The organism is Phenylobacterium sp. (assembly GCF_020402505.1).
Lineage (GTDB): Bacteria > Pseudomonadota > Alphaproteobacteria > Caulobacterales > Caulobacteraceae > Phenylobacterium.
In genome coordinates this window covers 15,805-30,688 of record NZ_JADBZL010000096.1, presented here as the reverse complement: position 1 = coordinate 30,688, position 14,884 = coordinate 15,805, and the positions used below count along the sequence as shown (strand labels likewise).

The following is a 14,884-nucleotide window of genomic DNA, read 5'->3' as shown; positions in this document are numbered from 1 at the left end:
TGTTCAGCGAGTTCGTCCGCGGGACCGGGGCGCTGAGCCTGGAGCAGGCGGTGGCCAAGATCACCGGCGAAACCGCCGACATCTGGGGCCTGAAGGACCGCGGCCGCCTCGTCCCCGGCCAGGCCGCCGACATCGTCGTTTTCGATCCCGACCGGATCGGCCGCGGCGAGGAGCGCCCGGTCTTCGACATGCCGGGCGAGGGCATGCGCTATACCCGCGACTCCGTGGGCGTGGAAGCGGTGCTGGTGAACGGCGAACTCGCCTGGACCCCGGCCGGCTACACTGCGGCGAAAGCCGGACGCATCTGCGAGAGGGTCTGAGGACCCGCCTCCGTCCCCATTTGACGGCAGTGCGCGCCCTCTCTGCAAGGGGCGGAGACATTCCGCGCGCGGGGCTTCGTGCTCGCACAGGCCGAGGGACGATCCTCACGCGCGCTGCAGGGCCCCCTCCGCCTCGCCCCGCGACACCAGCCAGTAGAGCACGGGCGTGGCGATACGGCTGAGCAGGGTGGAAGACACCAGGCCGCCGATGATGGCGATGGCCAGGGGCGAGTAGAGGCCCGACCGCTCCAGAGCCAGGGGGATCAGGCCGCCGATGGCGGTCACGCTGGTCAGCAGGACGGGCAGGAAGCGCACCTCGCCGGCGCGTTCGATCGCCTCACGCAGGGGGACGCCCTCGCGCCTCAGCTGCTCGGTGAAGTCGACCAGCAGGATCGAGTTTTTGATCTCGATCCCGATCAGGGCGATGATCCCGATGACGGCGGTGAAGGACAGGGAGTTGCCGGTCAGGGCCAGGGCGGAGACCGCGCCGAACAGGCCCAGCGGGATGATGCCGGCCACCACCAGAGCGCTCTTGAACCGCCCGAACTCCAGGACGAGGACGGCCAGGATGCCGAGGATGGCGATGGTGACGGCGGCGCCCAGGCCCGAGAAGCTTTCCGACTGGGCCTCCGCCTGCCCGCCATAGCTCAGCTTGTAGCCCGGGGGCAGGGCGAGATCCGCCAGGCGGCGCTCGACCTCCACGCTCACTTTTGACGCGAGAGCGCCGGGTTCGAGGAAGGCCGAGATGGTCACGGTCCGCTCCCGTTCGAACCGGTCGATCCGGGCCGGCCCGGTCACGGGCGTCGGCGCGGAGAGGGTCGAGAGGGGAGTCGCCCCTCCGTTCGCGGTGGGCACGTAGACAGAGCCGAGGGCGTCGAGTTCATTCCGGTCTCCGACGCCTGTTGACTCCATGGGCAGGCGCACCTTGACCGAGTAGTCATCGCCATCGGCGTCCCGGAAACGGGCGGCTTCCTCGCCGCTCAGGGCCAGCCGGACGGTGCGCCGGGCCGCCCCCGGGGCGACGCCGAGGGTCGCCGCCTTAGCTTCATCGAGGCCGAGGTCGAGGTCGGTGCGCTCGACCCGCAGGGGGTTGCTGATGTCGCGCGCCCCGGGGGTCGCCTTGAGAATCTGCTCGATCCGGTCGGCGCCCGCCTTCAGCACTTCCAGCCGCTCGCCGGTCAGGCGGACCTCGATCGGCGCCTCGACGGGAGGGCCGTTCTCGAATAGGACCAGGGTGATCCGGGCCCCGGGATACTGGGCGAAGCCATCGCGCAGCCGGGCGACGACGTCCTCGCTTTTGCCGGGCTTCCAGGCCTTGAGGCCGACGAAGACCTCCGCATAGGCCGCGCTGCTCTCCCGCTGCTGCTGGTTGTAGAAGATCTGCGGATTTCCGCGGCCGAGGTTGGCCGCCCGCCAGGCGACCTCGGGCTCCCGGGCGAGGACACCATCGACATAACGCAGGGCCTGTTCGGTGCGCGTCAGGGCGGTCCCGTCGGGAAGTTCGACCCTGACCAGGAACTGGGGCGTCTCGGCCGGCGGGAAGAGGCTGGTGCCTATGGCCCGGACCATGGGGATGGCGGTCAGACACAACCCCAGGATCAGCGCCGTGGTCAGGAGCGGCCGGGCGAGCCCTGCGTGCAGGACGGGCGCGTAGAACCGCTGGATTCCGCCATTGACAGCCCTCAGCAGCGCGTTCCCCTCGGAATCTTCATGACGCGACAGGATGCGGCTGGCGAGGAAAGGGATGATGGTCAGGGCGACCACCAGCGAGGCGCCGACCGTTGCGAGGACTGTGACCGGCAGGGACCGGATGAACGCGCCCGAGCCGCCGGGCAGGGCCATCAGCGGCAGGAAGGCCAACATGAGAGCAGCGGTGCAGCCGACGACCGCTAGGCCGATCTGCCGGGTTCCGTTGATCGCCGCCGTGATGCGGTCCTCGCCCTCCCGCATGCGCCTGGCGATGTTCTCGACCACAACGATGCTGTCGTCGACCAGGAGACCGAGGGCCAGGACGAAGCCGGCGATCGACAACTGGTTGAGGGTGAAGCCGAAGGCCTGGACCAGGGCGAGGCCGATCAGCAGGGACAGCGGGATCGACATCATCACCACCACCCCGGCCCGCAGGCCGAGCGGCAGGAGGGTGATGAGGACGAGACCGACGGCGATGCCGAAGTCGCGGAACAGTTTCCCTAGACGGTGATCGACATTCTCTGACTGGAAGAAGGCGCGCTCCAGCTTCACGCCGGCCGGCAGGGTCTTTTCGTGCGCGTCCAGCGCCTGCTGGACCCGGGCTGTGATCTGGCCGACATCCTCGCCGTCCTTCTGGGTGACGGTGACGAACACCGCCCGCTTGCCATTGAACCGGGCCAGATGGCCGGGCTCGTCCTGGGCCCAGGCCACCTCGGCGACGTCGCGGACCCGGACGACACGCCCCTCAAGGCTGCGCACCGGTGTATCCGCCACAGATTCGAGCGTCTTGAAGGCGCCGCCCGTCTTGACGTTGAACCGGCGATCGCCCGCCTGCAGGGCGCCCACCGGGGCTTCGGCGCCTCGCGCCCTGAGGGCGTCGGTGACCGCGGTGGCGGGGAGCTGGAGCGCCGCAAGCCTGGCCAGGTCAAGGGAGACCCGCACCTCCGAGGCTGGCGCACCCCAGTAGCGGGCCTGTCGGACGCCCGGCGTCCGGGCGAGGTCCTCGCGAAGGCGCTCCGCAGCCTTTTCAAGCCGACGCATGGGCAGGGTGTCGCTGACCAGGGCCACCTGGACAATGGCCACCTCAGTGGTCCGCGCTCGGCGGACCTCCAGGCGGACGATCCCGTCCGGCAGGGTCGGGCGCAGGGCGTTCACCTCGCGCACCACCTCGTCGTACTTCCGTTCGGGATCGACGTCGTAGGTGAACTCCACGTCCACGACGCCAACGCCATCCTGGCTGGTGGAGCGCAACTGGTCGACCGAATCGAGGCCATCGATGGCCTCTTCAATAGGATCGACGATCAACTGCTCCACCTCGGCCGGCTCGGCGCCGGGCAGGACCGCCTGGACGATGACGATCGGCAGGGGGAAGTGCGGGTCTTCCGACCGCGGTGTCGAAAGGAAGGCGTTGATCCCCAGGGCCGCCAGCAGGGCGAAGGCGACGAGGGTGAACTGCCAGCGGCGAACCGCGAAGCCGGCGATATCCAGGTTCATTTGAGAGCGCCCGACAGGGCGCTGGCGTCGGCGATACGGACGCGCTCGCCATCGCTGAGGAAGCCGCCGCCGGCGGTGACCACCCGGTCGCCCGCGGCAAGACCGCGAAGGCGCGCATGGTCGCCGTCAAAGCCCAGGAAGACGACCTGTGTACGGGTCACCCGGTCGCCCTTGAGGCGGAAGACGTATGCCTTCTGGCCGCTGGCCTCGATCACGGCTTCGGCGGGCGCCCGGACGACGTCCTGAACCCCGCTGGCGGCCGGGAAGACCGCCTTGGCGGTCAGGCCGCTGCGCAGATCGGGCCGGCCAGGCACCTCGATCTCCACCGCTACGGCGCCGGTGCGAGGGTCCGCACCCTGGCCGACCCTCACCACCCGTCCAGCGAGCGCTTCGCCTGGAAGGGAGTCGATCATGGCCTTGACCTGCTGTCCGACGGAGACCCGGCCAATGTCGCGATCGGCGACCGGAACGCGCAGAACGAGGGGGCTGGAGAGATCGGCGATCCGCAGGACGGTCTGACCCGGCTGGACCACCTCGCCGGCCTGGGCCAGCCGTTCGAGGACCACGCCGCTGGCGGGTGCGATCAGCCGCGACCATCGACCGTCGAAGGCGGCGGCGTCATAGGCCGCCTGAGCGGCCGTCACGGCGGTGCGGCGATCCTCCAGCCGCTGCGTACTGACATATCCCTGGGCGAAGAGGGCTTCGTCCCGACGCAGGTCCCGGCGGGCGCGCTCCAGGTCCGCCCCGGCCTGGGTGACCCGGGCGTTCACCGCCGCCGGATCGATCCGGGCCAGCACCTGACCGGCGGACACCGGGTCTCCGGCATCGACGTTGAGGGCCGTCATCACCCCCCCGACCCGGAAGGACAGGTTCATCTCCCGCTGCCGCTCCAGGGCGCCGCTGACGGTCAGGCCGCCGCCCGACCCGTCCGGCTCCACGAGGGCGGTCTCGACCGCCGGGGGCGGGGGCGGGGCCGGATCACCGGCAGGGCTGCAGGCCCCGAGGACCAGAAGACCGGAGGCCAGCAACGCCGAAAGGGCGGTGGGAGACCGCAGGCGTCGGAGGGGCGGGGCCATGGCGATGCACCAGTAAAGCTATCAATCTTCGCTTATCACTGATAAGGAAAGCTTCCTTGTCAAGCTGGACCCGGCTTTAGGTGAGGTGAATTCGACGTCATGATTCCTGTGGAAGGTCGGTCGACCCGGAAGCCGAGAGGGCGCGGACCTGAACGCCGCGAGGAGATCCTCAACGCCGCCCTGCGTCTGTTCTCACAGTCCGGAGTGATGGCCGTCTCGACGCGGGATATCGCCGGGGCGGTCGGGATCTCGCAGCCTGCGCTCTACGCCCATTTCCGAAACCGGGACGACCTGTTGACGGAGCTGTCCGAGCGGGCCTTCAGCGAACTCGAACAGCGCATGAGCGCCCTTTCCGCAGACGCGATGACGGATCGCGCCGCCTTCCTGCGGTTCTGCCGGATCTATATCGACTTTGGACTGGAACAGCCGGACGCCTATCGCATGGCCTTCATGCTGGAGAAGCGCAGATCCCGCTTTGAGACCCTGGATCCACGCATCCTGGCGGCGGGACTGAAGACCTTCCAGTGCTTCGAGGAGCGCCTGGCGCGCCTGGTCTCCAGGAGCCTGACCCGGCCCGGCGAGGCGCGGCTGCTGGCCCAGACGCTCTGGGCGGGACTGCACGGCCTGGTCTCGCTGTGGCTCGCCCGGCGGGAGTTTCCCTGGGCAGATCGCGAAACCCTCATCACCCGGTACCTCGACATGCTGGCGGATGGTCTCTTTCAGCCTGAAGGCGTCACCCCCCGCCGTTGATGTTGACCTTCTGCCCGTTGGCGTAGGGATTGGCGGACGAGACCAGCCAGGTCACCGCGGCGGCCACGTCCTCAGGAGTCGAGACCCGGCCGAAGGGTGAGCGGGCGTCCAACTCATGGATGTCGGCGATGCCCGTGGTGGCCTTGGTCAGGCGTTTGCCCATCTCGGTGACGGTCAGGGACGGGGCGACAATGTTGCAGCGGATGCCGTGGGCGCGCTCTTCCTTGGCGACGGTGAGGGCCAGGGCCTCCATGGCCGCCTTGGCCATGTTGTAGGGCCCGCCGCGAGCCGCCATGCCCATGGTGGCGACAGACGAGATCATGATGATGTCGCCCCGGCCGCGGGTGCGCATCTGGGGGATCAGCAGCTTGCAAAGATAGTGCGGGCCGAAGGCGTGGACGCGGACGACCCGCTCCATCTCGGCCGGGTCCGTATCGGCCACCGACTGGCCGCGGCTGGCGATGCCGGCGTTGTTCACCAGGATGTCGACCCCCCCGAAGTCGCGGACCACGGCCTCGGCCATGGCGGCGTCCTGGTCGAAGTCCTCGACCGCAGCGGCGTAGGTGCGCGCTGTGCGGCCCATGGCGCGGATTTCGGCGGCGGTCTCCTCGGCGGCCTCGGCGTCGGAGCGGTAGTTGACGGCGATGTCGGCGCCGGCTTCGGCCAGGAAGAGGGAGATGGCGCGACCGATGCCCCGGCCTCCGCCGGTGACAAGGGCGACGCGCCCGGAAAGATCGATCTGCATGGCCCTGGTCTCCTCCGCCCCGGATTTTCTCCTTCCTAGCCGACGCGGGCGGTCGGGTCAGGGGGATTCTCGCGGTCCCTCGCTTGACAGCGGCGGTCGGCGTGCGACGAGCCTTTCCGCGGAAATGGCGAACAGGTGGCCCAGGCTGGGGGCCGGACCCGGAGAGGCGGAATGTCAGGACCCGAGGCGACGGGGATCGGGAGGACGGGCGCCGGCCGGCCGTGCGCGTGGCGCAGGGCCTTCACCGCCGGTCTCGCCGTCCTGTGCCTGGGCGGCCTGGGACCGGCCGCGACCGGCCCGGATCCCGCCTTCCGCTACACCGTCGCAGGGACCGGGCCGCTGGTGCTGCTGGAGAGCCCTCATGCCGGCTCGCCGGCGGCCGGGACCCTGGCCCCCGGCGCCCGCGGCCTCGTCCTGACGGGGCGATGGGCGCAGGGCGAAGCGGGCGATCTGTGGGAGGTCCTGTCCGCCGGACCGAACGCCCGACCGGCCTGGGCCGCCGCCGCGCGGCTGGCCCCCGGCGCAGCCGACCCGGAACCCTTTGCCCTTCAATGCGCGGGGACGGAGCCCTTCTGGGGCCTCAGGCTGACGGCGGGCCGGGCGCGGATGAGCCGCCCGGGACAGGCGGACAGTCTCCTGCAGGCCGGCGCGCGACGGGGCGCCTCGGGTGATCCGCGGGTCTTTGTCCAGAGCCTGACCGGGATGGGAAGGGGGCCGGGACAGGCGGTAGTGATCCGCCGGGCCGCCGGGTGCTCGGACGGAATGTCCGATCTCGCCTACCCGTTCGAAGCGGTCGTCACCACGCCTTCGGGCGAGGTCCTGGCCGGCTGCTGTCGGCGGACCGGCGGCTGAATGGGATTTGACGGCGCCGGTTCGAGAGATCAGCCTTGGCCCGCGACCTGCAGTTGGAGAGACCCCGCCCATGCCTGCTCCCGTCAACACCGAGTTCGAGATCCGTGGCGTCAACCACATCGCCCTCGTCTGCCGGGACATGGCCCGCACGGTGGAATTCTATCGCGACGTCCTGGGCATGCCCCTGGTCAAGACCATCGAGCTGCCCATGAAGTCTGGCCAGCACTTCTTCTTCGATATCGGGAACGGGGACTGCCTGGCCTTCTTCTGGTTCCCGGACGCCCCGGCGCACGTCCCCGGCGTCTCCTCGCCGCGCACCCTGCCCCACGAGGGAGGGCTGGTCACCGCCCACGGCTCGATGAACCATCTGGCCTTCAACGTGCCGGTCGAAAAGTTCGACGCCTATGTCGAGCGGCTCAAGGCCAAGGGGATCGAGGTCTCGCCGGTCTTCAACCACGACAATTCGGCCTTCCAGATCAGCGCCGAGGTGACGGACGAGGTCTTCGTGCGTTCGGTCTATTTCTTCGACCCCGACGGGGTCTGCCTGGAGTTCGCCGCCTGGACCCGGCCCATGGGGCCTGCGGACGTGGAGCACGAGGCGGCGACGGCGGATGGCGGCCGCAGCCAGGGTCTAGTGCTGGACGCCGCCGGCGCCCCCATCCAGACCGCCCGGACAGGGGGCTGAGCCATGCCCGTCCTGCGCCAGGTTCCCCGGGCCGAGGTCAGCTCTGACCTGATCCACCGCTATTACGACCTGCTGTTCGGCCCGGGCCGGGACCCGGTGGCCGAGCCCGGCACCGCCACCGGCACGCCCGGGGACTGGTGGACCGTCTTCGCCCTGGCGCCCGACATCTTCCGCCACGCGGTGGAGGGTTTCGGCGTCTACCGCCATCCCGACCGCAAGATCGACCCGGTCCTGCGCGAGCTGGGTCAGACCCGGGCCGGCTGGGCGCACGGCAGCCAGTTCGTCTTCTCCCAGCACTGCAAGTCCCTGCGGGGCCTGGGCGTGCCGGAGAACAAGATCGCCGCCATCCCCGCCTGGACCGTCTCTGACGTCTTTGATGCAAAGGAGCGGGCGGTCCTGGCCTACGCCGACTGCCTCACGACCGGCTCGGGCCGGACGCCGCCCGAGGTGTTCGAGGCCCTGCGCGCCTTCTGGGGCGATGAGGAGATCCTGGAGTTCACCTACATCACCGCCCTCTACGGCATGCACGCCGTCATGACCCGGGCCCTCAGGCTGGAGTTCGACGACCGGGACGATCCCATCGTCGAGGTCGCTGCGCCCGAGGGCTTCTCGGCGGCGGATTTCCTGAGCGCGCGCCCGGACCGTCGCTGAGTCGAAAGGCAAGGGCTTCCGGCCATCCTGGGATAGAGCTAACCTTCTCCCTCGTCCCTTCAGGAGGGGCCAGCACGGAGAGGCGAGATGGCGGACAAGAAGGCGGTCGTAGCGGGCAAGGCCCCCATTCCGGTCGAGGTCGAGGCCGGCAAGGCGTACTTCTGGTGCACCTGCGGCCTGTCGAAGAACCAGCCTTTCTGCGACGGCGCCCACCTGCGCGAGGGCACGGACTTCCTGCCCCAGAAGTGGGAGGCCCCGGAAAGCCGCACCGTCTATTTCTGCGCCTGCAAGCAGACCGCCGGCGCCCCGCTCTGCGACGGGACACACAACAAGCTTTAGGCGGCGGGCGTCAGCCCTTCCGGCCCAGTCCGAACAGTTGGGCCAGAGCGGTGAAGAGGCCGACCCGGGGCGGTTTGGCCGGCGGCTCAAGCCATTCAAAGCCCGCGCCCAGGGCGGGGTCGTGGGTGTCCGCCAGACCGCGGAAGCCGGTGACCAAGGCGGCGGCCTCGATCGGGGCGTCAAAGACATAGTCGACCTGCGGTTCGTCCGGGTCCTGTTCCGCCTCGTTGCGCCGAAGCTCGGCGAGGATGGGCGCCAGGCCCGCCGGGGGCTCGCCCTCTTCGGAATAGCCCTCGTCGGCGTCGGAGGTGACCCGCCAGACGACCTGGCCGTCCTTCAGCAGGACGGCGGTGCTGTGCATCACCACGTCGTCCACATAGACGTGAACAATCTCCCGCCCCTCGGCCAGAGCCGGCAGGTCCCGGTCGGCGTCGAAGATGCGCCTCTGAATGACCAGGACGTACCATCCGGTCTCGAAGGCCCGACCGGCGTAATAGGCTCCGCTCCAGTCACCAGTCTGGCCCGTATGGCCAACGCCCAGCTGTTCCAGCAGCGCCTCCGCGTCTGACGTCCGGACGGCCAGATAGTCTGCAACCACACCCATACTCTACCTCCCTCTCGATCTGTTCTGCGAACGTGCTCCGTCCGTCTTCGCGCGCGGACGTGACGCCGTCATGGCGAGATTGGACGCGATTGCGGCGGTCGCCGCGCCCACGTCCTGCGGAAGAAAATGATCAAGCCGAAAACCGTCCGGGTCGAGAGAAAAAGCCTTCTTCTGGTTCTTGGTGAGGTCGGCGCTGGGTCCGAACTTGGCCTCGACGTAGAGGCCGGACTGGGTCTGGTGATCGGGAATCGCTACCTTCCCGCCGCCGACAGGCACTCGGGGCTTGGCGCCTTCCCGGGGCGCGTCGCCACGGAGGTACGAGCGTCCTTCGGACAGCATCTCGCCCAGATTTCCCTTCTCGGAAGGCCGCAGGCGGTTGACCCGGGTTGAAACCATAGGGGCGACAAAACCGCCGATCGCTCCGCTAAGCCCCGCCGACTGAAGGGCCTCGTCGACCGAGATAGGTCGCCCGCCAAGGAGATCCTGGGTCATGGATGTTGTTGCGCCGCCCAGAGCGGCGGACGCCTGCGGACGACGGGACGCGAGCAGGCCCAGGGTTCCCACCGCGCCACCCAGCGCCGCGCCCGCCGTGTCGGAGGCCGAACTCCCCCTTCCCAGGGCATGATCCATGACCACCTGACCAACTGCGCCATTCACCGCGCCGAGACCGGTCAGCCCGGCGACCTCCCCGCCCACGAGGCCCGCCGCCGCTTTCAGGCGAGGGACGTCGGCCAGGGCCGCCATTCGGACGCCTCCGGCAGCGGCCCGGCCCAGGGCCAAGGGGGAGGCGACCAGCAGGCTGGCGCCGGTTCCCGCAACTCCGCCTGTCGCCCGGGCATAGGGATGCAGCCTCCAGTCTTCCTCATCCTGAGCTTGGGCCGCGGCCATTCCCTCCTGGTAGCCGCTCACGAAGTCGCGCCCCTGGATCATTCCGCCGGCGGCGGAGAGTCCCGCCCCCAGATGATCTCCCAGGCCAAAGGTGAAGGCGTCGCTGGCGCCCCGGGCCCCGGCGGCCAGGCTGGAGACCAGGGGCTGGGCGGGTTGTCGGGTGACCGTCGCCGTCGCCGGCTTGGGCTGCGCCGGCGACGCGCGCGTGATGGGGATGGGGGGCTTCCGGCTGCGGGCCGGAGGGGGCGGAGCCCCTCGACGCTCCTGCATCAGCGCCTGGGCGCCCGCCAGGGCCACCGCGATGGGAGTCGTCATAGGCATGGCGGCGCCGGTCCGGATCGCGGCCTTGAAGAGTTCGTGACCCAGGGCGCGGGCCTGCGGCCTCACCCTTGCAGCCACCGCCTCGGTGCGCTGACGCATCCAGTCGGTGATATCGTCCAGGGCGCCTGAACGGCCATGGGAAGGTCCTTTTGACATCGTTTTCCTTTCGGGAACGGAGGATCGTATGTGACGAGCTTCTCCCCGATCCGTGGATTGAACAAGAACAAACAAAGAACATTTGCTCTGGCGCGCCCACCGGCGGGCGAGTCCCTTGCCGCGGCGCCCTCCGGGCGATAGCCCTCAATCCAACTGTTCTCCCCGGAGCCCCCCATGCGCGCCCTCATCCTCGCCGCCGGCCTGGTCCTGGCCGGACTACCCGCCGTCGCCGCCGACAAGCCGCCGCCGCCGGCTTCGGTCCTCTTCTGGTCGCAGGCGCAGAAAGAGGCGGGCTTCCCGAAGATGGAGGCCTATTTCCCGATGAGCACGGCGGCGCGGGGCGATCAGGTCCATGAACTCCCGGCGGGCGCGCCCCTTGCGGTGGCCCGGGTCGGTGGACGGACTTTCGACCTGGCGGAGTACATGGCGCGGGAGAAGACCGCCGGGATCCTCGTCCTGCAGGACGGCAAGGTGCGGCTGGAGCGTTACGGCCTGGGCTATGGCCCGGAGGGGCGCTGGACGTCCTTCTCCGTGGCCAAGTCGGTCACCTCGACCCTGGTGGGGGCGGCGGTGAAGGATGGCTACATCCAGAGCCTGGACGATGCGGTCACCCGCTACATCCCCGGCCTCAAGGGCAGCGCCTATGACCAGGTCAGCGTCCGACAGCTCCTGACCATGACCTCAGGGGTGAAGTGGAACGAGGACTATACGGATGCGAAGAGCGACGTGGCCCTGCTGTTCTCGACCCCGGCTGACCCGGGCCTCGACTCCACCGTCAGCTACATGCGCAGGCTGCCGCGCGAGGCCGCCCCGGGCGCAAAGTGGGTCTACAAGACCGGCGAGACCAACCTGATCGGCGTGCTGGTCACCTCGGCCACCGGCAAGTCGCTCTCGGCCTATCTCTCCGAGAAGATCTGGAAGCCCTACGGCATGGAGAAGGACGCCCTCTGGATGATTGACGAGCGGGGCCAGGAGGCGGGCGGCTGCTGCCTGTCCATGACCCTGCGCGACTATGGCCGGGTGGGCGAGTTTCTCCGCACCGGCGGGATCGGCGCCTCGGGGCCCGTACTTCCCGAGGGCTGGATCGCCGACGCCACCCGCGGGCATGCGCCGACCGACGACCGCTTCGGCTATGGCTATCAGTGGTGGACCGAGCCCAACGGCGTCTTCAACGGCCTGGGCATTTTCGGCCAGCGGCTGCATGTCGACCCCGCCCGGAAGCTGGTGGTGGTGATCTCCAGCGCCTGGCCCGAGGCGACCAACCCGGCCCGATCGGCCCGCCAGGACGCCCTGATCGCCGCCATCGCCGCCCAGCTGGACGCCGAGGCGAGGCCCTAGGGCGGCTGCGAGGCCGCAGCGCCCTCACCGGGCTTCGCCGACAGCTCCCCCGCAGGGGCGCAATGGCTCCGTAATTCCTCCACCTCTTGAGGGGGAGGTGGCCCGCGCAGCGGGCCGGAGGGGGTCTTCGGAGGGGCCGTTGCACCCCTTCACCGGACTTCGTCCGGAGCTCCCCCTGATGGGGAGCAATTAGGTTATCGTAATTCCTCCCCCTTCCAGGGGGAGGTGGACCGCGAAGCGGGCCGGAGGGGGTCTGCGGGGGCGCCGTTGTCCCCAAGTCCGTTCGCTAAAGGGCGGTGATCCGGCTGACGGCGGCGGCGTAGCGCTCCGTCCGGGCGGGCTCGTGCTCCTGCTGGATCCGGGTGAGGCCCAGCCCCTCGACGTCCGCGGCGGTGGAGCGCTCGCGGGAGAGCTCGCCCATCCAGGCGTACTCGCCCCTGTCCATGGCCCGGCGCGCGTGGACGATGGCGCCGTTGGGGTCCCCCGCCCGTCCGCTGCCGAAATAGCCGTAGCCCTCGACCATGCTGTTGCTGGAGTGGGCCGAGAAACCCAGGCGGTAGAGGAGCTTCTCCGAGGCCTTCCCGAGCACCTCCGGGCGGACGCTGAGCAGGAAGGCCTCCTGCTGGCGCACCCAGGGCCGGACCACGGAGTTGGTCAGGATGTAGCGCAGCCGTTCCGACCGGTTGACCGCCCCGGCGTGCAGGGTGCGACCGTCCATCAGCATGATCGTCCCTGCGGGCGCCTCCAGGTTCACGGGGCGGGGCAGGGCGCCATAGGTCTCGCCGTCGCGGCCATTGCTGCGGTGGGAGCCCGGAATCACGAGGGTGCCGCCGTTCACCTCGTCCACGTCCTGCAGGTAGGAGATGGTGTTCACCAGGGCGGGGGCGCCGCCCAGGTCGTAAGGGGCGGGGAAGGACTGGTCCCGGTGCAGGCCCTGCGGATGGCAGCCGGGATAGGAGATGTTCGACAGGAAGCTGTAGTGCTGCCAGCCGGGGCCCATGAACTCGTCGAGGAGGCGCTCGATCATGGGCCCGCCCTGGACCGCCTCGGGGTCGTGCTCCAGGCAGAACCGGAAGATCTCCCCCTTGTTGACCAGCGACCAGACGTGCTGCTGGGCGGGGCTCAGGTAGGCGACGCCCAGGTCCCGTTCGGCGGCGGCCTGGTCCACCACCCGCTCGCGGATCCGGGCGCACTGGTCGGCGGACAGGGCGTCGGCGATGAGGCAGTAGCCCCAGGCGTGGAAGTCGCGCCTCAGCTGGTCCATGTCGCGGGTCGGGTGGGGAAGGGTCTGGTCGCGCCAGTCCGGGTGTTTCCGGGCGACCGTGGTGTCGTAATACCAGCCCTGGCCCCATTCGAGCTCGGACCGGGCGGCGGGAACCTTGGTCCAGGGATTGTGCCGGGCGATGGAGGCGTAGGGCTCGCCGGATCGGAGGAAGGCCCTGTAGGGCAGGAAGGCGTCCTGCGAAGCCGCCTCGACGGCCTCGGGCGTAAATTCAACGGGGATCATGGTGCGTCCTCCTGATCCTGCAGAGCTTCCCGGGGGTAATTTGAACAACCGGTTGGTCGGCCTGTAAAGCGCGGTTTCGTACGGTCCTGGTCTCGACACCGCGGCGCCGTCCGACCCTGGCGGCGGAGCCCCTCGAATCTTCGTCGCCTGCCTGACGCCGGGGCAGGTCTTGCCCCCTCGGGCCGGCGCGGTAATCTTGGCCCAAATTCGCGCCGTATTCCCGGCGCCGACGGAGACAGGACCATGGCGGATTTCGGCGGCGACGTTGAACTCGAGGCCTTCCGGAAGGAAGCCCGCAGCTGGCTTGAAGCGAATTTCCCCGAGTCCCTGAAGGGTCAGGCCGGCGCGGCCCTCGCCTCGATGGAGGGTCCCGGCCCCGAGGGCGACATGAAGCTCTGGAAGGAGCGCATGGCCGACAAGCGCTGGGGCGCCCCCACCTGGCCGGCGGAGTACGGCGGCGGCGGGCTCTCGCCTCAGCAGGGTCGCGTCCTGGCCCAGGAGATGGCGCGCATCGGCGCCTACAACCCGATGGTCTTCGGCATGGGCATCACCATGATCGGGCCGACCATCCTGGACTACGGCACTGAAGAGCAGAAGAAGACTCACATCCCGCCCATCGTGCGGGGCGATGTGCGCTGGTGCGTCGGCTATTCCGAGCCCAACGCGGGCTCTGACCTGGCCTCCCTGCAGACCCGCTGCGAGGACAAGGGCGACCACTGGCTGATCAACGGCCAGAAGATCTGGACCTCCGGCGCTCAGTACTCGGACTGGTGCGGCGCGCTGGTCCGCACCGACCCCACCGTGAAGAAGCATGACGGCATCAGCTTCCTGCTGATCAACATGCGCCAGCCGGCCATCGAGACCCGGCCGATCAAGCTCATCGCCGGCGCCTCGCCCTTCTGCGAGACCTTCTTCACCGACGCCGTGGCGCCCAAGGACGCCTTGTTGGGCAAGCTCAACGAGGGCTGGTCGGTGGGCAAGCGCCTGCTGCAGCACGAGCGCGCCAGCCAGACGGGCGTGTCCATGGGCGGCCGGGCGACCCCACTCGAGGACATCGCCCGCAAGTATGTGGGCGAGGACGGAAAGGGCCGGATCGCGGACAGCGACCTGCGCACCCGGATGATCCGCCACATCATGGACGCCCGGGTCCACAGCCTGACCCTCGCCCGGGCCGCGGCCGAGGCCAAGGGCGCCTCGGGGGCCACCAACGCCGCCTCGGTGCTCAAGAACTCGGCCACCAACGTGGCTCAGATCCGTCAGGAAATGGTGCTGGAGATCATGGGCCACCAGGGCCTGGGCTGGGAGGGCGAGGCCTTCTCGTCCGCCGAGATCGAGGCGGTGCGCAGCTGGCTTTCGGGCCGGGCCATGTCGATCTACGGCGGCTCGGTGGAGGTGCAGAACAACATCATCTCCAAGCGCATCCTCGGCCTGCCGGACACGACGCAGTCGGCCTGATCCGGCGTCGGCTT

Annotated in this window: 14 protein-coding genes; 8 read left to right on the top strand and 6 right to left on the bottom strand. The window is 69.5% G+C overall.

Annotated features, from left to right (window positions below):
- The coding region (locus IM632_RS07395; protein WP_296552176.1) for an amidohydrolase family protein at window positions 1–320 on the top strand (320 nt) is incomplete at its 5' end.
- Window positions 321–425: 105 nt separating this feature from the next.
- Here the strand turns inward: IM632_RS07395 and IM632_RS07390 are convergent.
- Both IM632_RS07390 and IM632_RS07385 read right to left on the bottom strand, forming a co-directional pair.
- Window positions 426–3,503, bottom strand: coding sequence for an efflux RND transporter permease subunit (locus IM632_RS07390; RefSeq protein WP_296552175.1), 3,078 nt, complete (start codon window positions 3,501–3,503; stop codon window positions 426–428).
- Window positions 3,500–4,579: an efflux RND transporter periplasmic adaptor subunit gene (locus IM632_RS07385; protein WP_296502506.1), complete on the bottom strand. Its 1,080-nt coding sequence runs from the start codon at window positions 4,577–4,579 to the stop codon at window positions 3,500–3,502. Before IM632_RS07385 ends, IM632_RS07390 begins: the two co-directional genes overlap by 4 nt.
- A gap of 99 nt (window positions 4,580–4,678) precedes the next feature.
- Between IM632_RS07385 and IM632_RS07380 the strand changes: the two genes are divergently transcribed.
- Window positions 4,679–5,329, top strand: a complete 651-nt coding sequence (locus IM632_RS07380) for a TetR/AcrR family transcriptional regulator (protein ID WP_296518756.1) — start codon at window positions 4,679–4,681, stop codon at window positions 5,327–5,329.
- Here the strand turns inward: IM632_RS07380 and IM632_RS07375 are convergent.
- Complete coding sequence (locus IM632_RS07375) at window positions 5,313–6,074, bottom strand: SDR family oxidoreductase (protein WP_296483314.1); 762 nt, start codon at window positions 6,072–6,074, stop codon at window positions 5,313–5,315. The genes IM632_RS07380 and IM632_RS07375 overlap by 17 nt on opposite strands.
- Before the next feature lie 171 nt (window positions 6,075–6,245).
- Here IM632_RS07375 and IM632_RS07370 point away from each other — a divergent pair, with 171 nt between their 5' ends.
- The 4 genes from IM632_RS07370 (at window position 6,246) to IM632_RS07355 (ending at window position 8,601) form a co-directional block, all read left to right on the top strand.
- The gene (locus IM632_RS07370) at window positions 6,246–6,926 is read left to right on the top strand and encodes a hypothetical protein (RefSeq protein WP_296483312.1); all 681 of its coding nucleotides are present in this window, start codon (window positions 6,246–6,248) and stop codon (window positions 6,924–6,926) included.
- Between the two features lie 70 nt (window positions 6,927–6,996).
- Complete coding sequence (locus IM632_RS07365; RefSeq protein ID WP_296483310.1) at window positions 6,997–7,611, top strand: VOC family protein; 615 nt, start codon at window positions 6,997–6,999, stop codon at window positions 7,609–7,611.
- 3 nt (window positions 7,612–7,614) lie between these two features.
- A complete protein-coding gene (locus tag IM632_RS07360) occupies window positions 7,615–8,262 on the top strand; it encodes a carboxymuconolactone decarboxylase family protein (protein WP_296483309.1) in 648 nt (215 codons plus the stop codon).
- A gap of 87 nt (window positions 8,263–8,349) precedes the next feature.
- Entirely contained in the window at window positions 8,350–8,601 is a 252-nt protein-coding gene (locus IM632_RS07355; protein ID WP_293537498.1) for a CDGSH iron-sulfur domain-containing protein, read from the top strand.
- Between the two features lie 10 nt (window positions 8,602–8,611).
- Here the strand turns inward: IM632_RS07355 and IM632_RS07350 are convergent, their stop codons facing one another.
- Both IM632_RS07350 and IM632_RS07345 read right to left on the bottom strand, forming a co-directional pair.
- Window positions 8,612–9,205, bottom strand: coding sequence for a hypothetical protein (locus IM632_RS07350; RefSeq protein ID WP_296483306.1), 594 nt, complete (start codon window positions 9,203–9,205; stop codon window positions 8,612–8,614).
- 3 nt (window positions 9,206–9,208) lie between these two features.
- Window positions 9,209–10,570 carry a hypothetical protein gene (locus IM632_RS07345; protein WP_296483304.1) on the bottom strand — a complete coding sequence of 454 codons (1,362 nt, stop codon included), beginning with the start codon at window positions 10,568–10,570 and terminating at the stop codon, window positions 9,209–9,211.
- 174 nt (window positions 10,571–10,744) lie between these two features.
- Between IM632_RS07345 and IM632_RS07340 the strand changes: the two genes are divergently transcribed.
- Window positions 10,745–11,908, top strand: coding sequence for a serine hydrolase (locus tag IM632_RS07340; protein WP_296483303.1), 1,164 nt, complete (start codon window positions 10,745–10,747; stop codon window positions 11,906–11,908).
- Between the two features lie 286 nt (window positions 11,909–12,194).
- Here IM632_RS07340 and IM632_RS07335 read toward each other — a convergent pair whose 3' ends face one another.
- The gene (locus tag IM632_RS07335) at window positions 12,195–13,415 is read right to left on the bottom strand and encodes a phytanoyl-CoA dioxygenase family protein (protein ID WP_296498797.1); all 1,221 of its coding nucleotides are present in this window, start codon (window positions 13,413–13,415) and stop codon (window positions 12,195–12,197) included.
- 243 nt (window positions 13,416–13,658) lie between these two features.
- On the opposite strand from IM632_RS07335, the gene IM632_RS07330 reads away from it, so the two are divergent.
- Window positions 13,659–14,870 (top strand): acyl-CoA dehydrogenase family protein, encoded by a 1,212-nt coding sequence (locus tag IM632_RS07330; protein WP_296483474.1) that lies wholly within the window; start codon window positions 13,659–13,661, stop codon window positions 14,868–14,870.
- Window positions 14,871–14,884: the final 14 nt, after the last annotated feature.